Raw genomic sequence first — 17,112 nt, forward strand, 5'->3', positions numbered from 1 at the left:
AAAACGGCCGTTTCCTTTTCTGCTGCCTGATTGGTGGCGCGGGAACGGCCGTTTTTTGATCTCTGCCTGCCAGGGTGGCTGCGATTGGTACGGTCGTCTAACAGTCAGATGAAAGCTGTGTGGTTATTATCCTGGCACAAGCTAAAATGGGGCCTACGTTCATCACCTGAGAGGCTTACCTTGTTGAGAAAGCTGAAAACCATTGATCGGCGCTTGCTCACCGTCTTGCTAATTGTGTTTGTGCAAATGCTCGGCGCAGCGATGATCATGCCTATTTTGCCGTTGTATGCGCAGCGGGCATTTGGCATGTCGCCCCAGACCATTACCCTGCTGGCGACTTCTTTTTTTGCGGCGCAGTTTATCGCCGGACCTTATTTGGGGCGCTTGTCGGACAAGGTTGGCCGTTTACCCGTTTTGATAATTAGCCAGGTGGGCACGGCCGTTAGCTTTCTCATGCTCGCCCTGGCCCCTTCCGTCGCTTTTTTGTTCGTCGCCCGCATCCTGGATGGCATCACCGGTGGCAATATCATCGTCGCCCAGGCCTACATCACCGACATCACCCCCCGCGAAAAGCGAACCCAATCGCTGGGTTATATTTTTGCCGTGTTTGGCCTCGGTTTCATCTTTGGCCCCGCTTTGGGCGGCATTTTGTCGGCGCTCTTTGGCCCGCGTATCCCTTATATCTTTGCGGCCATCGCCGCGGCCATCGTCGTCTTGCTCACCTGGTTCACTCTGGACGAAACCCTTTCGCCCGAACAGCGGGAGGCCAATCGCCATTTCAACAAACAAAGCGTAGGCTTTGCTGCCATTATGCGCAACAGCTCCCTGCTGCTGATTTTGCTCATCGCCTTTGTGGGCCAATTTGGCATGGGCCTGCTGCAATCTACCTTTGCTTTGTTTGGCGAGGCGGTGCTGTTTGCCGGCTACAACGAAAGAATGGTGAACCTGGGCATTGGCGTCTTGCTCACGATAGTCGGGATGGGGCAGTTTCTGACGCAGGTTTTTTTGCTGCCGCGCGCCCTCAAAAAGTATGATGAAGCCTGGGTGCTGATTATTGGCCTCGCCTCGCGGACACTGGGTTTATTGATTTTTGCCGCTTTGTCTACGCCGCTGTTGGGTGGGGCGGCGGCCCTGTTGTTTGCCATGGGTGTGGGCCTCATGATGCCGCCGCTGCAATCGCTGGCGACAATCACCGTGGCCGATGAACTGCGCGGTGGGGTGTTGGGCGTGTACCAATCTACCGTCAGCCTTTCGACCATTGTGAGTACGGCCGTTGCCGGTACCATTTTTGCCCTCAACCCCAACAGCCCTTATTGGCTGGGCGCGGCCTTGTCTCTGGTGGTTATCTTCCCGGCGCTGGTTTTGGTGCGCCGCACCGGCGCCGGCCGGCGTAAACCGACCGCCGCCGCCGCGCCAACCGATTAGTTTTGCAAGATTAGCAGCCGTATTCGGTAATCCGTATCCCCTATTCCGTAGGGCGCCACCTCTGGCAAATGCCTACGGCCTACGGCCTACGGCCTACGGCCTACGGCCTACGGCCTACGGAATACGGACTTCGGAATACGGACTTCGGCTTACGGCTGCTGGCAATCACATTATTTCACTTATGACGACAACTCACACCGATAAAAATAGTTTCTGGACTGAACGGCGCGGCGAGATCGTCGCCCTTTTACTCATTGCTGCCCTGGCCGCTTTTTTCCGCTTCTGGCAGCTAGATACCACACCTCCTGGCCTTCATTACGACGAAGCGTTCAACAGCCTGTACTCTTTGCGCATCTCTCGGGGCGAGATGCTGCCTATTTTTATGCCGGAAAATAATGGCGAAGAGCCGCTGCACATTTACCTGACCGCGCTCTATTTTTACCTGGTTGGGCCTACGCCGATTGGCGGTCGTTTGGTTTCGGCGGCCTCCGGGGTTGTCACGGTGGTCAGCCTTTATTTTTTGGCGGTGGAGTTGTTTCGCGGTTACGGCCGTAAAGCCGCCGGGCAAATCGGTCTGCTGGCCAGCCTGTTTTTGGCGATCTGGTACTGGTCCATTCATTACAACCGCATTGGCATGGAACCTTCGATGGCCCCGATGATGGCCGTCCCGGCCATGCTGTTTATCTGGCGCACGGTGCGCACCGGGGCCATGCGCGATGCGATTCTGGCAGGCTTTTTTACGGCAGCCAGTTTGTATACCTACCAGGCTGGCCGCACCATTCCCGTGATGGCTTTCCTGGTTGTGTTGTATCACCTGCTGTTTGCCCGTCCGCTGCTGCGTCAGCGGCTGCCGCAATTGGGCGTGGCCCTGTTGGCCGCCGCCCTGACCTTTCTGCCGCTGGGCCTGTATTTCTTGCGCCATCCTGAGTGGCTTCTTATGCGGCCACAGCAGACGACGGCGGCGACCATCGGCGGCGAATCGCCCTGGGTATCATTGTGGCAGGGCATAACGGCCGTTTTGCGCGGTTTCGCCTGGCGCAGCGATACCAACTGGCGCCAAAATCTGCCCGGCCGGCCGATGATGGATTGGTTGCAGTTCGCTTTTTATGTGATCGGGCTGGCTGCCTGCCTGCGGCGGCTGAAAGACAACCCGTACTGGTTTTTGCTGGTGTGGACGGCGCTTTCTTTTTTGCCCACCATCCTGACTGAATATCCACCGCATCACGGCCGTTCGCTGATCGCCACTTTGCCCCTGGCCCTGACGATGGCTTTGGGCGCATGGTTGGTGGGCCGCGAAATTTTGCAGCGCGTCCCTAACCGCCGTCTCGGTCAGGGCATCGTGCTGGCGGGTCTGGCCGCGGCCGTGTTTTATTCTGGCAGCCGGGCCTACAACGACTATTTCCATCAATGGGGAACCTCGCCCTGGCTGTTTGCCGCCTTTGACGTGGGTTTGCGCGCCATCGGCGAATATGCCGGCAAGCTGCCTGATGAGGAACCTATCTACCTCACGCCGATTCCCGGCGACTGGTACACCCTCACGTTTGCGATGGATGGGCGAGACAAACGATTGCGCACGTATAACGGCCGTACCTGCCTCGTGTTTCCGGCCGAGACTACGCAGACCACTCACCAACTTATCGTCAGCGAAGACGGCCGTTCTCTGGCGCGGCTTCAAGCCATCTTTCCCCAGGGCCGGCAGGTCTGGCAGTACCACAACCCATACGATGGCTCTCTGTATGCCTTCGATTACGCCATACCGCCCGGACAGCGCGCCCAGACACAGCCGCAATTTCCTTTCCAGGCCAACTTTGCCGACCAGATAATGCTGCAAGGGTATGATTTAGAGCCAACCACTGCCCCCGGCCAACCGCTGCATCTCCGCCTCTGGTGGTATCTGGCTGCGCCGACGCCCATCAATTATACGGTCTTCATTCACCTCATTGGCGAGACAAACCCGGCGACCGGTTCGCCGGTATGGGCGCAGCGCGATACACGGCCGTGCGACAACGCCTATCTCACACCCCGCTGGCGGCCCGGCGAAATCATCGCCGATGAGTACACACTCGACCTACCGACCGACTTACCCATTGGTTCCTACACTTTGCAAGTGGGCCTGTATGATTGGTTCACCGGCGAACGGATGGCTGTGCAATCGGCCAGCGGACCCTTTGAAAATAATGTTGTTCCACTAACGGCCGTGCAGGTGGTAAATCCCTGACAATCGGCCATAAGGAGAAAAATCATGAAAATCGGTATTGTTGGCAGCGGCATGGTCGGCGCGACGGCCGCATATGCCCTGGTAATGCGCGGCGTGGGGCGCGAAATCGTCCTGGTAGACAAATTTGAGAAACGGGCCATTGCCGAGGCGGCCGACATTCTGCACGCCGTCCCCTTTGCCCATCCTCTAACCATTCGCGCCGGCAATTACGCCGATTTACACGGCTGCCGGGTGGTGATTATGTCGGCCGGGGTAGGGCAAAGGCCGGGCGAAACCCGCCTGGAACTGTTATCACGCAATGCGGCCGTGTTCCGTGAAGTCATCCCGCAAATTTTCAGCCACGCCCCGGATGCCATTCTCATTGTCGCCACCAACCCGGTGGATGTGATGACCCACCTATCGGCGCAGTACGCGGCTGAGTTTGGCATTCCTCCGCACCGGATTATCGGCTCTGGCACAACGCTGGACACAGCCCGCTTCCGGGCGCTGTTGGGCCAGCAGCTGCACATAGATTCAACCCACGTTCACGCCTATGTCATCGGCGAACATGGTGATACCGAGGTTCTGGTCTGGTCGTTGGTGAACATTGGCAATATCCCGCTGGACGATTTTTGCCGTTCTCATGGCTGTCCATTGGACGAGGAAACGCGCCAGCACATTGATGATTCGGTGCGCCGCGCTGCTTATCAGATTATCGAGGGCAAGGGGGCTACCTATTATGGCGTGGGCAGCGCGTTGGCGCGCATCGTCAGCAACATTCTAGGCAACCGTCGGGCGATCATGACGGTGTGTACGCCCCTGCCCGACATCGCCGGGGTAAAGAATGTGACGGTGGCTCTGCCGCACATCGTCGGCGGCGAGGGCGTGGAAGATACCTTTATCTTGCCGCTCAGCTCGGAGGAACAGGCGGCGCTGCACGCCAGCGCGGCCACCATTCGCCAGGCCATTGATCAATTGGAAGCGGCGGTTTGAGGGTGTTCAGTGGTTGGGGTTCAGCGAACCGGGTAGCCGGTAATATCGCGGATGGTTTCGTAGAGGGGTTTGAGTTTTTGGTACATGTGTTGGTAAACGCCGTGGTACAGGTCGTTGTACAGACGGTGGTGGGACATGTCGGGTTCAAAGGTCTGGCCGAGGCGGGTCATGGCGGAAACGGCCGTATCAAACCCCCCATGCAGCCCTAACCCCACCGCCACGTCAATCGCCGCCCCCAACCCCGACGCCTCATAAACATGCGGCCGTGACGCCGGTAGGCCAAACACGTCGGCGGTAATTTGCATGGCGGCGTTACTTTGTGATCCGCCGCCGGCCACCCGCAGGTCAGTAATGGCGATTTGACTGCGCTTTTCCGTGCGCTCTTTGCCCTCGCGCAGCGCGTAGGCAATGCCTTCCAAAATCGCCCGGTAAAAATGCCCCCGTGTATGCACGTCGCCCCAGCCGATAATCGCCCCTTTGGCCTCTGGCCCGGGCACGCGCAAACCGGGCGACCAATAGGGTTGCAGCGTCAGGCCCATAGAGCCAGGCGGCACGTCGGCGACCAGGCGGTCGAACAACTCTTCGACCGCCTGCCCCCTGTCTTGGGCCAACTGTTCCTCGCGCAGGCCAAATTCCTGCCGGAACCATGTCACCATCCAAAAGCCGCGAAAGACCTGCACCTCCAGGTTATACGCTTTGGGCACGGCCGATGGGTAAGGCGGCAGCAGGGGGATGACTTCGACATATTTTTGGTGCGTGGTGTTGATGGTGGCCGTCGTGCCAAAGCTGAGCGCGCCAATGTGGGGGGCCAGCGCCCCAGAGCCAATCACTTCGCACGCTTTGTCGGCGGCGGCGGCGATGAGCGGCAGCCCGGCGGGAATGCCGGTGAAGGCGCTGGCTTCCGGCGTGATCTCGCCCAACTGCCCGGTGGGGGGAACCAGTTCCGGCAGCCAACTGCGCGGCACGTTGATCACCTGCCACTTCCAATCCCACGATTTGGACCAGTTTTGCGCTTTGTAATCGAAGGGCATGTAGCCCACCTGACAGCCAATGGAATCGGCAAAACGGCCGGTGAGTTTGTAGGTAAGGTAGCCGGAGAGGTAGAGGTATTTGTGGGTATTGGCCCAGATGTCCGGCTGGTGTCTTTCCAGCCAGTTGGCTTCCACTTCCGATTGCAGGTAAGCGGCCGTTTCTTTCATGCCCGCCAGGGCAAAACCCAGCCCCCACAGCCCACCCACGGGTTTCAGACCTTCGGTGCGGCGTTGATCTAACCAGAGAATGGCCGGACGCAGAGGACGGCCGTCTGCCCCCACATTCACCACCGTCGCCCGCTGCGTGGTCAGCCCCACGCCGGCGATGCGTTCTTTGGCGATGCTGCCGGTGCGCCAAAGCTGCTGGCAAGCGTCGCCAATGGCCTGCCAGAAGACATCCGGGTCTTGTTCTGCCCAGCCTGGCTGCGGTGAGACGTAAGGCTCAAAAAAGATTTGCGCCTTGTGCAGTAGGTTACCTTGCAAATCAAACAACAAAGCGCGCACGCTTTGGGTTCCGTTGTCAATGGTCAAAATAATGTCACGATTCATAGTTTGGCCGGAAGGTGATAGTTTGTGAAGGCGTTTGCCTTGCTGCCCATTCTACTCGATTCTTGAAAACGCATCATACTTTGCTTGTTTAGATTGGTGAGGTTTGCCATTTGAAGGGATGATGAATGTCAGCGTGTTTTATCGGGTGAGCCAGCGTATTCACGAAAATTACCGGCGGGCAGATATTTCTTTGCAGGAGGTGGCCGAAGTTGTCAACCTCAGCCCGGCACATTTAAGTTCGCAGTTCAAAACGGCCGTTGGCATGAGCTACGTCAAATATCTCACGTCTGTGCCCCTCCCCACGATTGCCGTGCCTACTGCCGCCGCTGCACCAACGCCGACGGCCGTTGCCCTGCCCGAACCCATCTTGCTGGGCGACTACCCCCTCTTAACGCCCGAAGAAATGCGCGCCGACCTGGACGAACTGTTCCATCGGCTCGAAACCGTGCACCCCAATTCGTACGCCCATCGGCCCAAATTGGGTCCTGATGTATACCCTGGACATGATTCGGCGCGGAGAGTAGCCGCCCCAGGACCCGTCACCTTTCGCCTCCCGGCAACGGCCGTACACTCTGCTGCCCCTTCTTACCCATCAGCCGTTCACGGGTACAACAATGCCTCTCCCACAAGGCGTAACTGAAATGAAACACACCCAGTAACAGAAGTAAGGCGATGAAAATCGCGTCACTGATTCCACACCGGTTGGCCGGTTGGCGTGCGCAGGTTCAGGCGTTCACCTGTCGTCTCGTTATGCAGCCAATTTAGCTCCATGTGCCCTTCGCCCTGGAACCCTTCCAGGCTGATGGCGTCTCCGGCGTTCAAGAGGATGCCGTTGGCTTCCCAGAACCAGGGCGGGCCGAGCATAGCGTCTAGCAAACGGCCGTCTACCGTCTGAAAGGTCAACAAATTCCCGGCCACCGCCACCACTGTGCCTTGATACTGTTCAGCGGGGGTGGGGGAAACGGCCGTTGTCCCCTCTGTGTTCGGCGTCTGCCCGCTTTGTCCGGCCGGGCCGCCCTGCCCGTTCCCTTGCCTCCCCTGTCCCTGGCCTTGCCCCTGCCCTTGCCCGTTCCCTTGCCCCTGCCCTTGCGTCGTCGCGCCATCGGTACGCAGCCAGGGCGGGCCGCCCCCCTGCCCCGTGCCGCGCGGATTCTCCACCAGCGGCGCCGTCGGCTCCCAGGCGCGGATATAATCCACCAACGCCTCCATCTCCACCAGCGTCAGCCGGTCGCCAAAGGCAGGCATGGCCGAATTGGGCCGGTGGCCGCCATTGATGATGGTCTGCAAGATTTGCTCATCCGTCTGCCGGGTCAAAATTTGCTGGCTGTTCAGCGCCGGTCCCGTGCCGCCGCTGCCATTTTCCCCATGGCAGGCGGCGCAAGTGGTGGCGAACAACCGCTCCCCGTAGGCCAACACCTCTTCCGGGTTCTGCAAATCTATCCACACCGGCTCCGGCGGTGTCAGGGCCACCCCCTCGGCGCTGAGGGTCGCCCAGTTTTGTAGGAAGGCCACCAGATCGGCCACTTCATCCGGGCTGAGGATGCTGTTCCAGCCCATCATCAGCGTGCCGGGCACACCTTCGTTGATGATGCGGGCAAGCGTGGCGCCATCACTGGCCTGAATCTCCGGCGTGTTCAGGGGCACGGCCAACGCGCTCCCCTCGCCATTAACGCCGTGACAGATGGTGCAGTTGTTGGCATAAAGCTGCATCCCGGCCGCCCATTCGCTGCCCGCCTCGCCCAATGCCACCACCCGCGCCAGCAGCGTCTCATCCACCTCCGGCACGGGCAGGCTCGGCGGGATGAGTCCCTGGGCGGCAGCCAATTCCCCCACTTCGGGCCAGTCCCCATAGCGGATGAGGGCGATCAGCTCTTCAATCTGGTAGTCGGTGTAGATGCCGCCTTCGTCCACATGCCAGGCCGGCATGACTGTGCCATACAGGCCACGCGAGATGGTTTTGTACAGCGTATCGTAGGGAATGTCGCGCAGACCGTCGTTGTCCAGGCCGGGCATGGCCCCAATGCCTTGCCCCTTCGCCCCGTGACAGATGGCGCAATTTTCCACGTACATCACCGCCGCGTCGGCGATGGAGGTCTGGCGCAGCGTCTCCTGCGCCGCTTCCATGCGCTGCGGTTCTAGCCAGCCGTAGACGGGCAACGCCACGACAATCAGCAACATAGCGAGCAATGTGACGATGGTATTTCGGTTCATGCCTGGGTCACCTGTTCTGGTGTGTAGCGGTCGCGCTTTTCGGCGCGAAGGGTATTGACAAAGACCTGCCCGTCGCTGATTTCGATGGGAAAGGTGTCGAGGGCGCGGGGGGCGGGCGGATTTTGCACGTCGCCTTGCTGGTCGAAGCTGGAGGCATGGCAGGGGCAGAAAAAGTGTTGGTTGTTGGCCTGCCAATGGACAGCGCAGCCCAGGTGGGTGCAGCGGTTGGAGAGGGCCAGGAAGCCATCGGCGGCGCGGACGAGGTAGAAACGGCCGTCGGGAAACTCCGTCACCGAGCCAACTGGGAAGCTCTCCACCAGTCCAGCATTCACCACCCCGCCGAACTCCCCTTCCAGGCGGCGCGGCTGCATGAAGAACAGGCTGGCCGCGCCCATTTCTAGCACCGCCAGGCTGCTCAATGCGCCCAGCCCTAATTTCAAAAAGTTGCGCCGCGTCAACGGCGCTGGTTGTGTGTTTGTTGTCATGGTTAATCCTTGCGGGAGTGTAGAGTGTAGAGTGTAGAGCTAGAGGGAATGCCAGTTACACTCTAGCTCTAGCTCTCGCTCAAAACGGCCAGACCAACGCCATGTTCGCGCCGCGAAAGAAGACGCCGATGAGGGTGAGGATGATGAGACTGACAAAGATAAAGCTGAACAGACCGACCAATACCTCGCTGTGGCGCAAACGGCCGCCCCAACGGAACAGGGCATAAATCAAGAACAACCCGAACAGGCTGAACAGCAGCGGCAGCAGCCCATTGGAGAGGAGGGTTGGCCAGCCGGGGAGCAGCGCGGGCAAATCGAGATACCATTCATCCACCACCACCAGCATGGGGATGAGGCCCAGGCTGAGCAAAGCGCCCAGGGCGGCGGCCCGTCGGCCAACGGCCGAACGAAAATAATGGCCGATGTCCGCCGCGTCCCTATCCAGCCGGGGCAGGAAGATGAGCGCGAGGAGGACAAGCCCGGTCAGGAGCATAGCGGCCAATGGGTGCATGTGCAGCAGTAACTCTTGCAGCCCCATGAAATACCAGGCCGCTTTGGCCGGGTTGGGCGGGTGGCTGGGATTGGCCAACTCTTCCAGCGGGGCGGGCACGAAGATGGCGAAGAGCAGCAGCCCGGCAATGAGGACGCTGGCGGCGGCGAATTCCACCTGGACCAGGTGGGGGATGGTGGTGAGGCGTTCGATGGGGCGACGACGGCCGTTTTCCTCCATCTCTTCCTCCTTCGGCTGGGAAATCCCGCCATCCTTACGCACCTTCCAAAAATGGTAAGACATCATCAGGATGAGCAGGGTGGGCAGCACGGCCACATGCAGGGCGTAGAAGTTACGCAGCGCCCCTTGCCCCACCACCGGCCCGGCCAGCAAAAAATCGCTGATCGCCTGGCCGACGAGCGGGATGTAGCTGAGCAGGCTGGTCCCGACGGTGATGGCCCAATAGGCCAGTTGGTCCCAGGGCAGCAGGTAGCCGGTGAAGTTGAAGGTCAGCACGATCAGGAAAAGGATGATGCCGATGATCCAGTTGGTGGAACGGCCGTCTTTGAAACCGGCCGTGTAAAAAACGCGCAGCAAATGGAGGAAGGCCGTAATCACCAACAAGTTGGCCGACCAATGGTGCAGGGCGCGAATGAGTGAGCCGAACAGGACCTGGGTCTCAATCAGTTGAATACTGGTATAAGCTGTCGCTGCGCTGGCGTCGTAGCGGAACATCAGCAAGACGCCGGTGACGATGAGGACGACGGCGAGGGTGGCGGAGATGCCGCCCAGCCCCCAGGTGTAGCTCCACTTCAGGGCCGGGGCGGGCACTTTGGTGGGATGCAAATGGAGAATGAGGTTGTTGGCGACGGCGCGCATTCGGCTGCGGTCGTCGGGGGCGGCGCTGGTGTACAGCAGCCGGCTGCGCCGGGGTTGGTTGGTTGGGGTTCTTTCAGACATTTGCCTGCTCCTGGTGTACGATTTTTGGCATCAGGGTTGCCCACCGCGCCCACTGCCTGCGCCGCGATTGCCCTGCCCTTGTCCGGGATTACCTTGACCCTGACCCTGGCTGCCCGCGCCTTGACCCTGGCCCTGACCGCCCGCGCCTTGCCCATTACGGCCGTTTTCCCCGGCCAGCGCCAGAATCTCCGCGTAAACGGCGTCTGTCAGATATTGCGGCTCATAGGCGGCGCCGGTTTGCTGCTCGATCAGGCGGGCGAAGGAACGCAGGTGGTTGGCTGAACCAGCCAGCAGCGATTGATAAACCCGCAAGATGTCGGGGTTGGTCGTTTGCGCCAGCCGCGCTTGCAGGTCCAAAATGTCCACTTCCTCGATGGTCGCGCCGACGTTCAGCGCCTCGAGCAAGGATTGGCCTCCCTGGGCGACCATCTGGTGATATAGATTTTGCAGGGTGGGGTCGTTGAAGACACCGGCCGGGTTGCCGACCGCCGGGTCCGGCAGGCCGTATTGGGCCAACACCCGCAGCACGCTCTCGACGTGGTTGAGTTCGCTGGCGGCGATGTTTTGCAGGATGGGCAGCCCCCACATGTCGTGGAGGACCAGGTAGATGTCGTGGGCCAGTTTTTCTTCTTCGCGCATGAAGTGCAGCGCGGCGATTTCGGCGTCGCTGAGTTGGTTGGTGACGGTGACGGGTTGGATGGCGGCAACGGCCGTTTCTCCATCCCCCCCTTCTGCCACAATCACAGGAGTGGGTCTGGGGAGAACGGCCGCTCCTTCTTGAGCGGTGGTGGTGGGGTTCACGGCCGTTAGCGTCGCGCTATCTACGGCCGGCAAATCGGCCGCCGCCGCGCCGCAGCCCGCCAACGCCAAAAGCAAAATCAAGCCAAAGAGGAAAACGATTGTGTTGTGTTTCATCCTATCATGCTCCTTTTGAGGCGCGGTTTTCGCGTCTCTGTAAAGGGGATGATACGGGGCAGATGCGAAGAAGTTATGAAGAGGTTGTGTTCGGGATGTGAATAACAAAGACCTGACAGGTTTTGGGCTTCATGCGCTTAGAGTTGGGCCGGGGAAAAACCTGTCAGGTCTGGAGGGGTGTGAACGGGGAGGGTAAAAACGAAGGTCGCGCCGCCGCCGGGAGTCTCTTCGGCCCAGATTTGGCCGTGATGAGCCAGCACAATGCCGCGACAAATAGTCAGCCCCAGGCCGGAGCCGCCCTGGTCGCGGCTGCGCGAGCTTTCCGCCCGCCAGAAGCGGTCGAACACATGCGCCTGCGCTTCCGGCGACAGCCCTGGGCCATTGTCGGCCACCCGCACCTGCACCTGGTCGGCCTGGTGGCGCAGTTCCAGGCGCAGGGTGCGCGGCTGGCGCGGCGATTGGCCGATGTGGCGCAGGGCGTTAGCCACCAGGTTGCCCATCACCTGCTGCAAACGGTCGGGGTCGGCCAGGACGAGGGGGAAGTTGGGCGGGGTGTCCAGAACTAGCTGCACCCCTTCGGCTTCGGCGAGCGGCTCGAAGGCAACGACCGTTTGCCGCACCACCTGAGATAGATTGATTCGGCGCAAATTCAGCGGAAGCTGGCCGCTTTCCACCAGCGAGAGGGTGCGTAAATCTTCCACCAGTCGGCCGAGCAGCAGCGTCTCCTCGTGGACGACAGCCAGATTGTCCGGCGTGAGGGGGAAGACGCCATCGAGCATCGCCTCGATATGGCCGCGCATGATGCTGAGGGGGGTGCGTAATTCGTGGGCGACATCGGCCAAAAGCTGCTGCCGCTGTTGTTCGGCCAGGGCGAGCGCCCCGGCCATCTGGTTGAAGCTGGCGGCCAGTTCGCCTAATTCGCCGGACGCGGGTGGCACTTGCTGGTTCAGGTCGCCGGCGGCCATCTGCCGGGTGGCCTGGGTGAGTTGGCTGACGGGGCGTGTCAGCCGCCACGCCAGCAGCGCGCCGAGGAAGAGGGCGAGGAGGACGGACAGCCCGCCGCCCAGCCATAGGGCGCGGTTGACCTGATCGAGAAAGGCGGCGGCGGCAAAGCTGCCCGCTCCGCCGCTGCTGGGGAATTTGACGAGGAGGGTGGCGACGGAACGGCCGTTGACCAGCACCGGCAGCGCTTCATCGGCGTCGGCGGGGCCGGTTGGCCGATTGGCCCGCCCCCCGGCGGCGGCCACAATCGTCCCCGTCTCGTCCAGCAGCAGCAAACCGGCGCCGCCCTGCCCCGGCCGCCCGGCTGAGAGCAGCAGTTCCGCGCCGGCCCAATCTCCCTGCCGTTCGTAGAGATTGGCCAGGTCGGCGCGTAAATCGGCCCACTCTGATTCGGTGAGGAAGGCGCGGAAGCCGGTGGTTGTGGCCTGATTGGCCAGCACGGCGACGACGGCCACGCCAATGATGGCGATGAAGAGGAAAACGGCCGTCAGGCGAAACCAGAGGGTGTGCCAGATTGCGCGCATCAGAGGCCGGGGTTGAAGCGGTAACCAACGCCGAAGACGGTGTGGATGTAGGTGGGATTGGCGCTGTCGTCTTCGATTTTCTTACGCAGGTTTTTGACGTGCACATCTACGGTGCGTTCGTAGCCGTCGTAGGCGTAGCCCTGGGTGCGTTCTAGCAGTTCCAGGCGGCTGAAGGCGCGGCCAGGGCTGCTCATGAGGGTGTCGAGTAGATCGAATTCCATGCGCGTCAGCTCTACCAATGCCCCATCTTTCTTGAGGGTGTGGGCGGTGCGGTCCAGTTCCAGCGGACCGAGGCGCAGCAGGTCGCTTTTTTCGGCGGCTGGTTCCAGGCGGCGCAAAACGGCGCGGACGCGGGCCACCAGTTCACGCGGACTGAATGGTTTGGTGATGTAATCGTCGGCGCCCATCTCTAGACCGGCCACTTTGTCCACGTCTTCGATGCGGGCGGTGAGCATGATGATCGGAGTGTTGCGCTCCTGGCGGTGCAGGCGCATGAATTCCCAGCCATCCAACTCTGGCATCATCAGGTCCAGGACGATGAGGTCGGGCTGGCTGTCGCGGGCAACAAATAGGGCGTCACGGCCGTTTCCGGCCGTCACCACCTGGTAGCCTTCTTGTTCTAAATAGCCGCGCACCAGGCTGACTAAACGGGGTTCGTCATCTACGACGAGGATGGTTTTAGACATGAGGTAGTTGGTAGTTGATAGTTGTTAGTTGGGAGTTAGGAGGCTATCAACTCCCAACTCCCAACTGCTTTTATACCAATGGACTATGAAGATTTTGTGAAGATGGGGCTTCATAACTTCTTCATGATGCGGTGCTATGGTAACAGCATTGTTAGGAGTATGGCAAGATGAGTATGAAGCAATCTATTTCACCAAGAACGCGCAATAACTGGTTGATTGACACGGCCGTTTTCCTCGGCGCGCTGCTGTCTATGTTGTCGGGGGTGTACTTCCTGGTCTTTACCTCTGGGGGGTTTGAAGGTGGGCGTAATCCCTGGTATGGGATCGTCATTCTGTTCACGCGCCACACCTGGGAAGATATACATACCTGGGGCGGCTTGCTGATGGTAACGGCCGTTGTCATTCACCTGCTTATGCACTGGGGCTGGGTGAAGACGATGACGCGCCGCCTGTGGCAGAACGGCCGTTTTTCCGCCGGGGCGCGACGCAATGTATGGATTAATGGCTGGATTGCGTTGAGTTTTTTGGTAACGGCCGTTTCCGGCCTCTACTTCTTCTTCCTGCCCGAAGGGGGCTACCAGGCGGGCCAAAATCTCGCCTGGGACCCCGGCTTCCTCTTCAGCCGATCCGTGTGGGACGTGCTGCACACCTGGGGCGGTATCAGCATCATCCTGGCCGCGCTGTGGCACATCTACATCCACTGGGGCTGGATTGTGAAGGTGACGGGGAAGGTGTTGAACGGGCAGCGGATAGCGGACAACGGATAACGGATAACGGACAACCGACAACGGCCACAGGTAATAAATATGTTCAAAAAACTTTTTCTCGGCACACTGTTTGGTCTGGTGACGCTGCTGCTGATTGTGGGCGGGGTGAACCGGACGTTGGATAAGTTGGGTGACGCCAATGAGCCGCTCGGCCAGCAGGTCGGTTCCTCGGTTGAGGCTGCTGACCATGAGGAGAATGACGTTGTGGCGGCAGAGAATTGGCAAACGGCCGTGGCCACTGTCACCAACATTCGCGCCAATGGCCTATGGCTGGAACTGGCCGATGGGACTCAGGCGCGCGCCCGCCGCGCCGCCTGGGAATACGCCCAAAGCCAGGGGTTCAGCGCCGCCGTCGGCGACGCCATCCGCCTGACCGGCTACCGCACGGCCGACGGCTTTGAGATTGTCGCCCTGCGCCATGAGACGACCGGGGCGGAGGTGCGGCTGCGGGATGAAAACGGCCGTTCGCTCTGGGGCGGGCACGGCGCTGAATAAGACGTCAGGAGTTCTGTCCATTTACACCAGAAGAATCACTTAACCCCTCACCCCTCCCCTCTCCCAAACATAACTCACAACCTAACTTTGGTTAGAGGACGGCCGTTCCCCTTCCGCCCTAAACTATACCCAAACTTAACTTAAAATCAGGCGAATGATGGTCTCTTGCCTGGGAGGTAAAGATGTCTCGGATACCTGTAGAACTAATCATGGTATTGCTCATCAACCTGCTTTTTGCTGGCTGTAGCAGTGGGCCAACCCAAACGGAAGTAGGACCGGCTGCGGGTGAGGTCGTGGCCGCGGGTGCGGAGACGGCCGTTATGCCAGCCCTCCCCACCCCCGTTACAGACAATGCCTTCGACTGCACGGCCGTCAGCGAAATTCCCGCCGCCGAATGCCAGGCGTTGGCAGCCTTTTACCAGGCCACAAACGGCCCGAACTGGGCAGACCGGACCGGCTGGCTGGCAACAAACACCCCTTGCAGCTGGTATGGCGTCGCCTGCACCGACGGCCATGTGGATACCCTGGGCCTTGACTACAACAACCTGCAGGGCCAACTACCCGCCGCTCTGGGCGACTTGCCCGCGCTGCATACCCTCCATCTCTCGCACAACCGTCTCAGCGGGGCCATTCCTGAATCGCTGGCAAACTGCACGGCGCTGACTACCATCAGGCTGCGCGACAACCAACTCAGCGGCAGCATCCCCTTTAGTCTGGGCCAACTCCCGGCTTTGTACGAAATAGACCTCTCCTTCAACCAACTGACAGGTTCGGCGCCGTCAGCTTTGTTCCAGGTGGGGGCGCATGGCCTGTGGGGAAATCAACTGGACGGCACGATTGTTTTGGCTGAAAACGGCCGTCAAGATGTCAACTTCCTCGGCGCGACGTTTACCTTTGACCAGGCAACCGGTGACAGCGTGTGGCCGGAGTTGGTCCCGGCGCGGCCGGCCGAACCGGGGCCGGGCATGATGTGGGCGCCAGCCGAACACATTGTTTTCACCTTCGCCCCCGCCGCTGGACCGCAGGAACACATGCCGTTGGGTCAGTACCTGCCGCCCGAAGGCCAGATTCACATCTATCCTACGGCCGGATTGAATGCCGAAGTGCAGCCCATCGTAGCCGCTTTGCAGCAGCTTCTGGCCGACCAGCCAGATACCTCTACCTTTGAGGTCTTCCCAGCAAACGAGGGTGCCGAACAGGTGGGGCTGACCATGCTGCCGCCCAGCAACGCCGTGCAAACGCTGCGCGCCCAGACCGAATATCTTTCCTTTGCCGACGGGCAGGGCATCCGCTACCTGACGCAGTTGAGCCAGGGGCCGGTTCCGATCAGCAACCAGGATTTGTTCTACACCTTCCAGGGATTAACGAATGATGACGCGACCTATGTCGCCGCCTACTTCCCCGTCACCTTGCCCGAACTGCCCGACTCACCGCAGTTAAGCGAGGCGCAATGGACAGCGCTCATGGAAGATTGGCAAGGCTATCTGGCGCAGACATTGGCTTTGCTTGATGAGCAGCCGACATCCGCTTTTACGCCGGATTTGGCGGCGCTGGACGCAGTGATTAACTCGCTTTCGGTGGCAGGGACAGCGGCCGTTCCTATCCTGCAACCCATCTGGCCGGAAAACGAGGCATCGGTGGACAGCCAGCCCGTCTTGCAGTGGCAGGAATTCCCCGGCGCGGTCAGCTACCACATCGTCGTGTTGGATGATGCGGCCTTCCCGCCGCAAGTCGTCCTTGATCAGACTGTGACCGAACCCCTGCTGGCGGTGGAACAGCCGCTGGCTCCCGGCCATTACAGTTGGACAGTCTGGGCGCAGGATGCGCTTGAGGCGCAGTATGGGGTAACGGCCGTTCTCGCCCAACTCAACAGCACTTTCTTTGTCAAGGGCGCCCTGGAACCGGTCGCCCCGGCGGACGGCGCGGCCGTCAGCCCGGAACCGGTGCTGCAATGGCAAAGTTATCCCGGCGCAGTCCGCTATCAGGTCGTCGTGGTGGACGCTGTCGCTTACCCGCCCGTCGTCGTCCTGGATGAGACAACAACCGAGACTTCGTTGGCCGTAACGCCCGCCTTAAAACCGGGCAGCTATACCTGGACCGTGTGGGCCTTTGACGGCAGCGACAAACTGGTGGCCGAGTTAAACAGCAGTTTCACCATCGCCAATTCGCCGTAGGCATTTGAAACACACCCATTGGCAAAAGCGATTGCCGCTGGCTTGCAAAAAGACGTATTCACGCTTCCCTGGCAGCCGTAAACCGGAGTCCGTACCCCGTTTCCCGTTGGCATTTGCTAAAAGTAGCGCCCTACGGAATACGGGATACGGATTACCGAAACTATTAACGATCCGTTTCCCCTTGCCGCCCCGCCCCTACCACAATTGG

Annotated in this window: 14 protein-coding genes; 7 read left to right on the forward strand and 7 right to left on the reverse strand. The window is 60.3% G+C overall.

Annotated features, from left to right (window positions below):
- The first annotated feature begins 183 nt into the window (after positions 1 to 183).
- The 3 genes from IPM39_12440 (at position 184) to IPM39_12450 (ending at position 4,615) form a co-directional block, all read left to right on the forward strand.
- Complete coding sequence (locus tag IPM39_12440; protein ID MBK8986862.1) at positions 184 to 1,425, forward strand: MFS transporter; 1,242 nt, start codon at positions 184 to 186, stop codon at positions 1,423 to 1,425.
- A gap of 181 nt (positions 1,426 to 1,606) precedes the next feature.
- Complete coding sequence (locus IPM39_12445; protein ID MBK8986863.1) at positions 1,607 to 3,643, forward strand: glycosyltransferase family 39 protein; 2,037 nt, start codon at positions 1,607 to 1,609, stop codon at positions 3,641 to 3,643.
- 24 nt (positions 3,644 to 3,667) lie between these two features.
- Complete coding sequence (locus tag IPM39_12450) at positions 3,668 to 4,615, forward strand: L-lactate dehydrogenase (protein ID MBK8986864.1); 948 nt, start codon at positions 3,668 to 3,670, stop codon at positions 4,613 to 4,615.
- 20 nt (positions 4,616 to 4,635) lie between these two features.
- Here the strand turns inward: IPM39_12450 and IPM39_12455 are convergent, their stop codons facing one another.
- Positions 4,636 to 6,195, reverse strand: a complete 1,560-nt coding sequence (locus IPM39_12455; GenBank protein ID MBK8986865.1) for an FGGY-family carbohydrate kinase — start codon at positions 6,193 to 6,195, stop codon at positions 4,636 to 4,638.
- A 118-nt stretch (positions 6,196 to 6,313) separates the two neighbouring features.
- Between IPM39_12455 and IPM39_12460 the strand changes: the two genes are divergently transcribed.
- Positions 6,314 to 6,835 carry a helix-turn-helix transcriptional regulator gene (locus tag IPM39_12460; protein MBK8986866.1) on the forward strand — a complete coding sequence of 174 codons (522 nt, stop codon included), beginning with the start codon at positions 6,314 to 6,316 and terminating at the stop codon, positions 6,833 to 6,835.
- A gap of 44 nt (positions 6,836 to 6,879) precedes the next feature.
- Here the strand turns inward: IPM39_12460 and IPM39_12465 are convergent, their stop codons facing one another.
- The 6 genes from IPM39_12465 to IPM39_12490 all read right to left on the reverse strand — a co-directional run bounded on the left by IPM39_12465 (position 6,880) and on the right by IPM39_12490 (position 13,468).
- The gene (locus tag IPM39_12465) at positions 6,880 to 8,406 is read right to left on the reverse strand and encodes a c-type cytochrome (GenBank protein MBK8986867.1); all 1,527 of its coding nucleotides are present in this window, start codon (positions 8,404 to 8,406) and stop codon (positions 6,880 to 6,882) included.
- Positions 8,403 to 8,891, reverse strand: a complete 489-nt coding sequence (locus tag IPM39_12470) for a Rieske (2Fe-2S) protein (protein MBK8986868.1) — start codon at positions 8,889 to 8,891, stop codon at positions 8,403 to 8,405. The genes IPM39_12465 and IPM39_12470 overlap by 4 nt, the downstream gene beginning before the upstream one ends.
- A 79-nt stretch (positions 8,892 to 8,970) precedes the next feature.
- Positions 8,971 to 10,341 (reverse strand): cytochrome b N-terminal domain-containing protein, encoded by a 1,371-nt coding sequence (locus IPM39_12475; protein MBK8986869.1) that lies wholly within the window; start codon positions 10,339 to 10,341, stop codon positions 8,971 to 8,973.
- Positions 10,342 to 10,371: 30 nt separating this feature from the next.
- Positions 10,372 to 11,256, reverse strand: a complete 885-nt coding sequence (locus IPM39_12480; protein ID MBK8986870.1) for a DUF2202 domain-containing protein — start codon at positions 11,254 to 11,256, stop codon at positions 10,372 to 10,374.
- Positions 11,257 to 11,393: 137 nt separating this feature from the next.
- Positions 11,394 to 12,782: a HAMP domain-containing protein gene (locus tag IPM39_12485; protein MBK8986871.1), complete on the reverse strand. Its 1,389-nt coding sequence runs from the start codon at positions 12,780 to 12,782 to the stop codon at positions 11,394 to 11,396.
- Entirely contained in the window at positions 12,782 to 13,468 is a 687-nt protein-coding gene (locus tag IPM39_12490; GenBank protein MBK8986872.1) for a response regulator transcription factor, read from the reverse strand. The genes IPM39_12485 and IPM39_12490 overlap by 1 nt, the downstream gene beginning before the upstream one ends.
- A 167-nt stretch (positions 13,469 to 13,635) precedes the next feature.
- Between IPM39_12490 and IPM39_12495 the strand changes: the two genes are divergently transcribed.
- The 3 genes from IPM39_12495 to IPM39_12505 all read left to right on the forward strand — a co-directional run bounded on the left by IPM39_12495 (position 13,636) and on the right by IPM39_12505 (position 16,904).
- Positions 13,636 to 14,235 (forward strand): DUF4405 domain-containing protein, encoded by a 600-nt coding sequence (locus IPM39_12495; GenBank protein ID MBK8986873.1) that lies wholly within the window; start codon positions 13,636 to 13,638, stop codon positions 14,233 to 14,235.
- A gap of 39 nt (positions 14,236 to 14,274) precedes the next feature.
- Complete coding sequence (locus IPM39_12500) at positions 14,275 to 14,730, forward strand: hypothetical protein (GenBank protein MBK8986874.1); 456 nt, start codon at positions 14,275 to 14,277, stop codon at positions 14,728 to 14,730.
- Between the two features lie 182 nt (positions 14,731 to 14,912).
- A complete protein-coding gene (locus IPM39_12505) occupies positions 14,913 to 16,904 on the forward strand; it encodes a hypothetical protein (GenBank protein ID MBK8986875.1) in 1,992 nt (663 codons plus the stop codon).
- The last annotated feature ends 208 nt before the right edge of the window (positions 16,905 to 17,112 follow it).

Origin of the sequence: Candidatus Leptovillus gracilis (assembly GCA_016716065.1) — a bacterium.
Classification (GTDB): domain Bacteria; phylum Chloroflexota; class Anaerolineae; order Promineifilales; family Promineifilaceae; genus Leptovillus; species Leptovillus gracilis.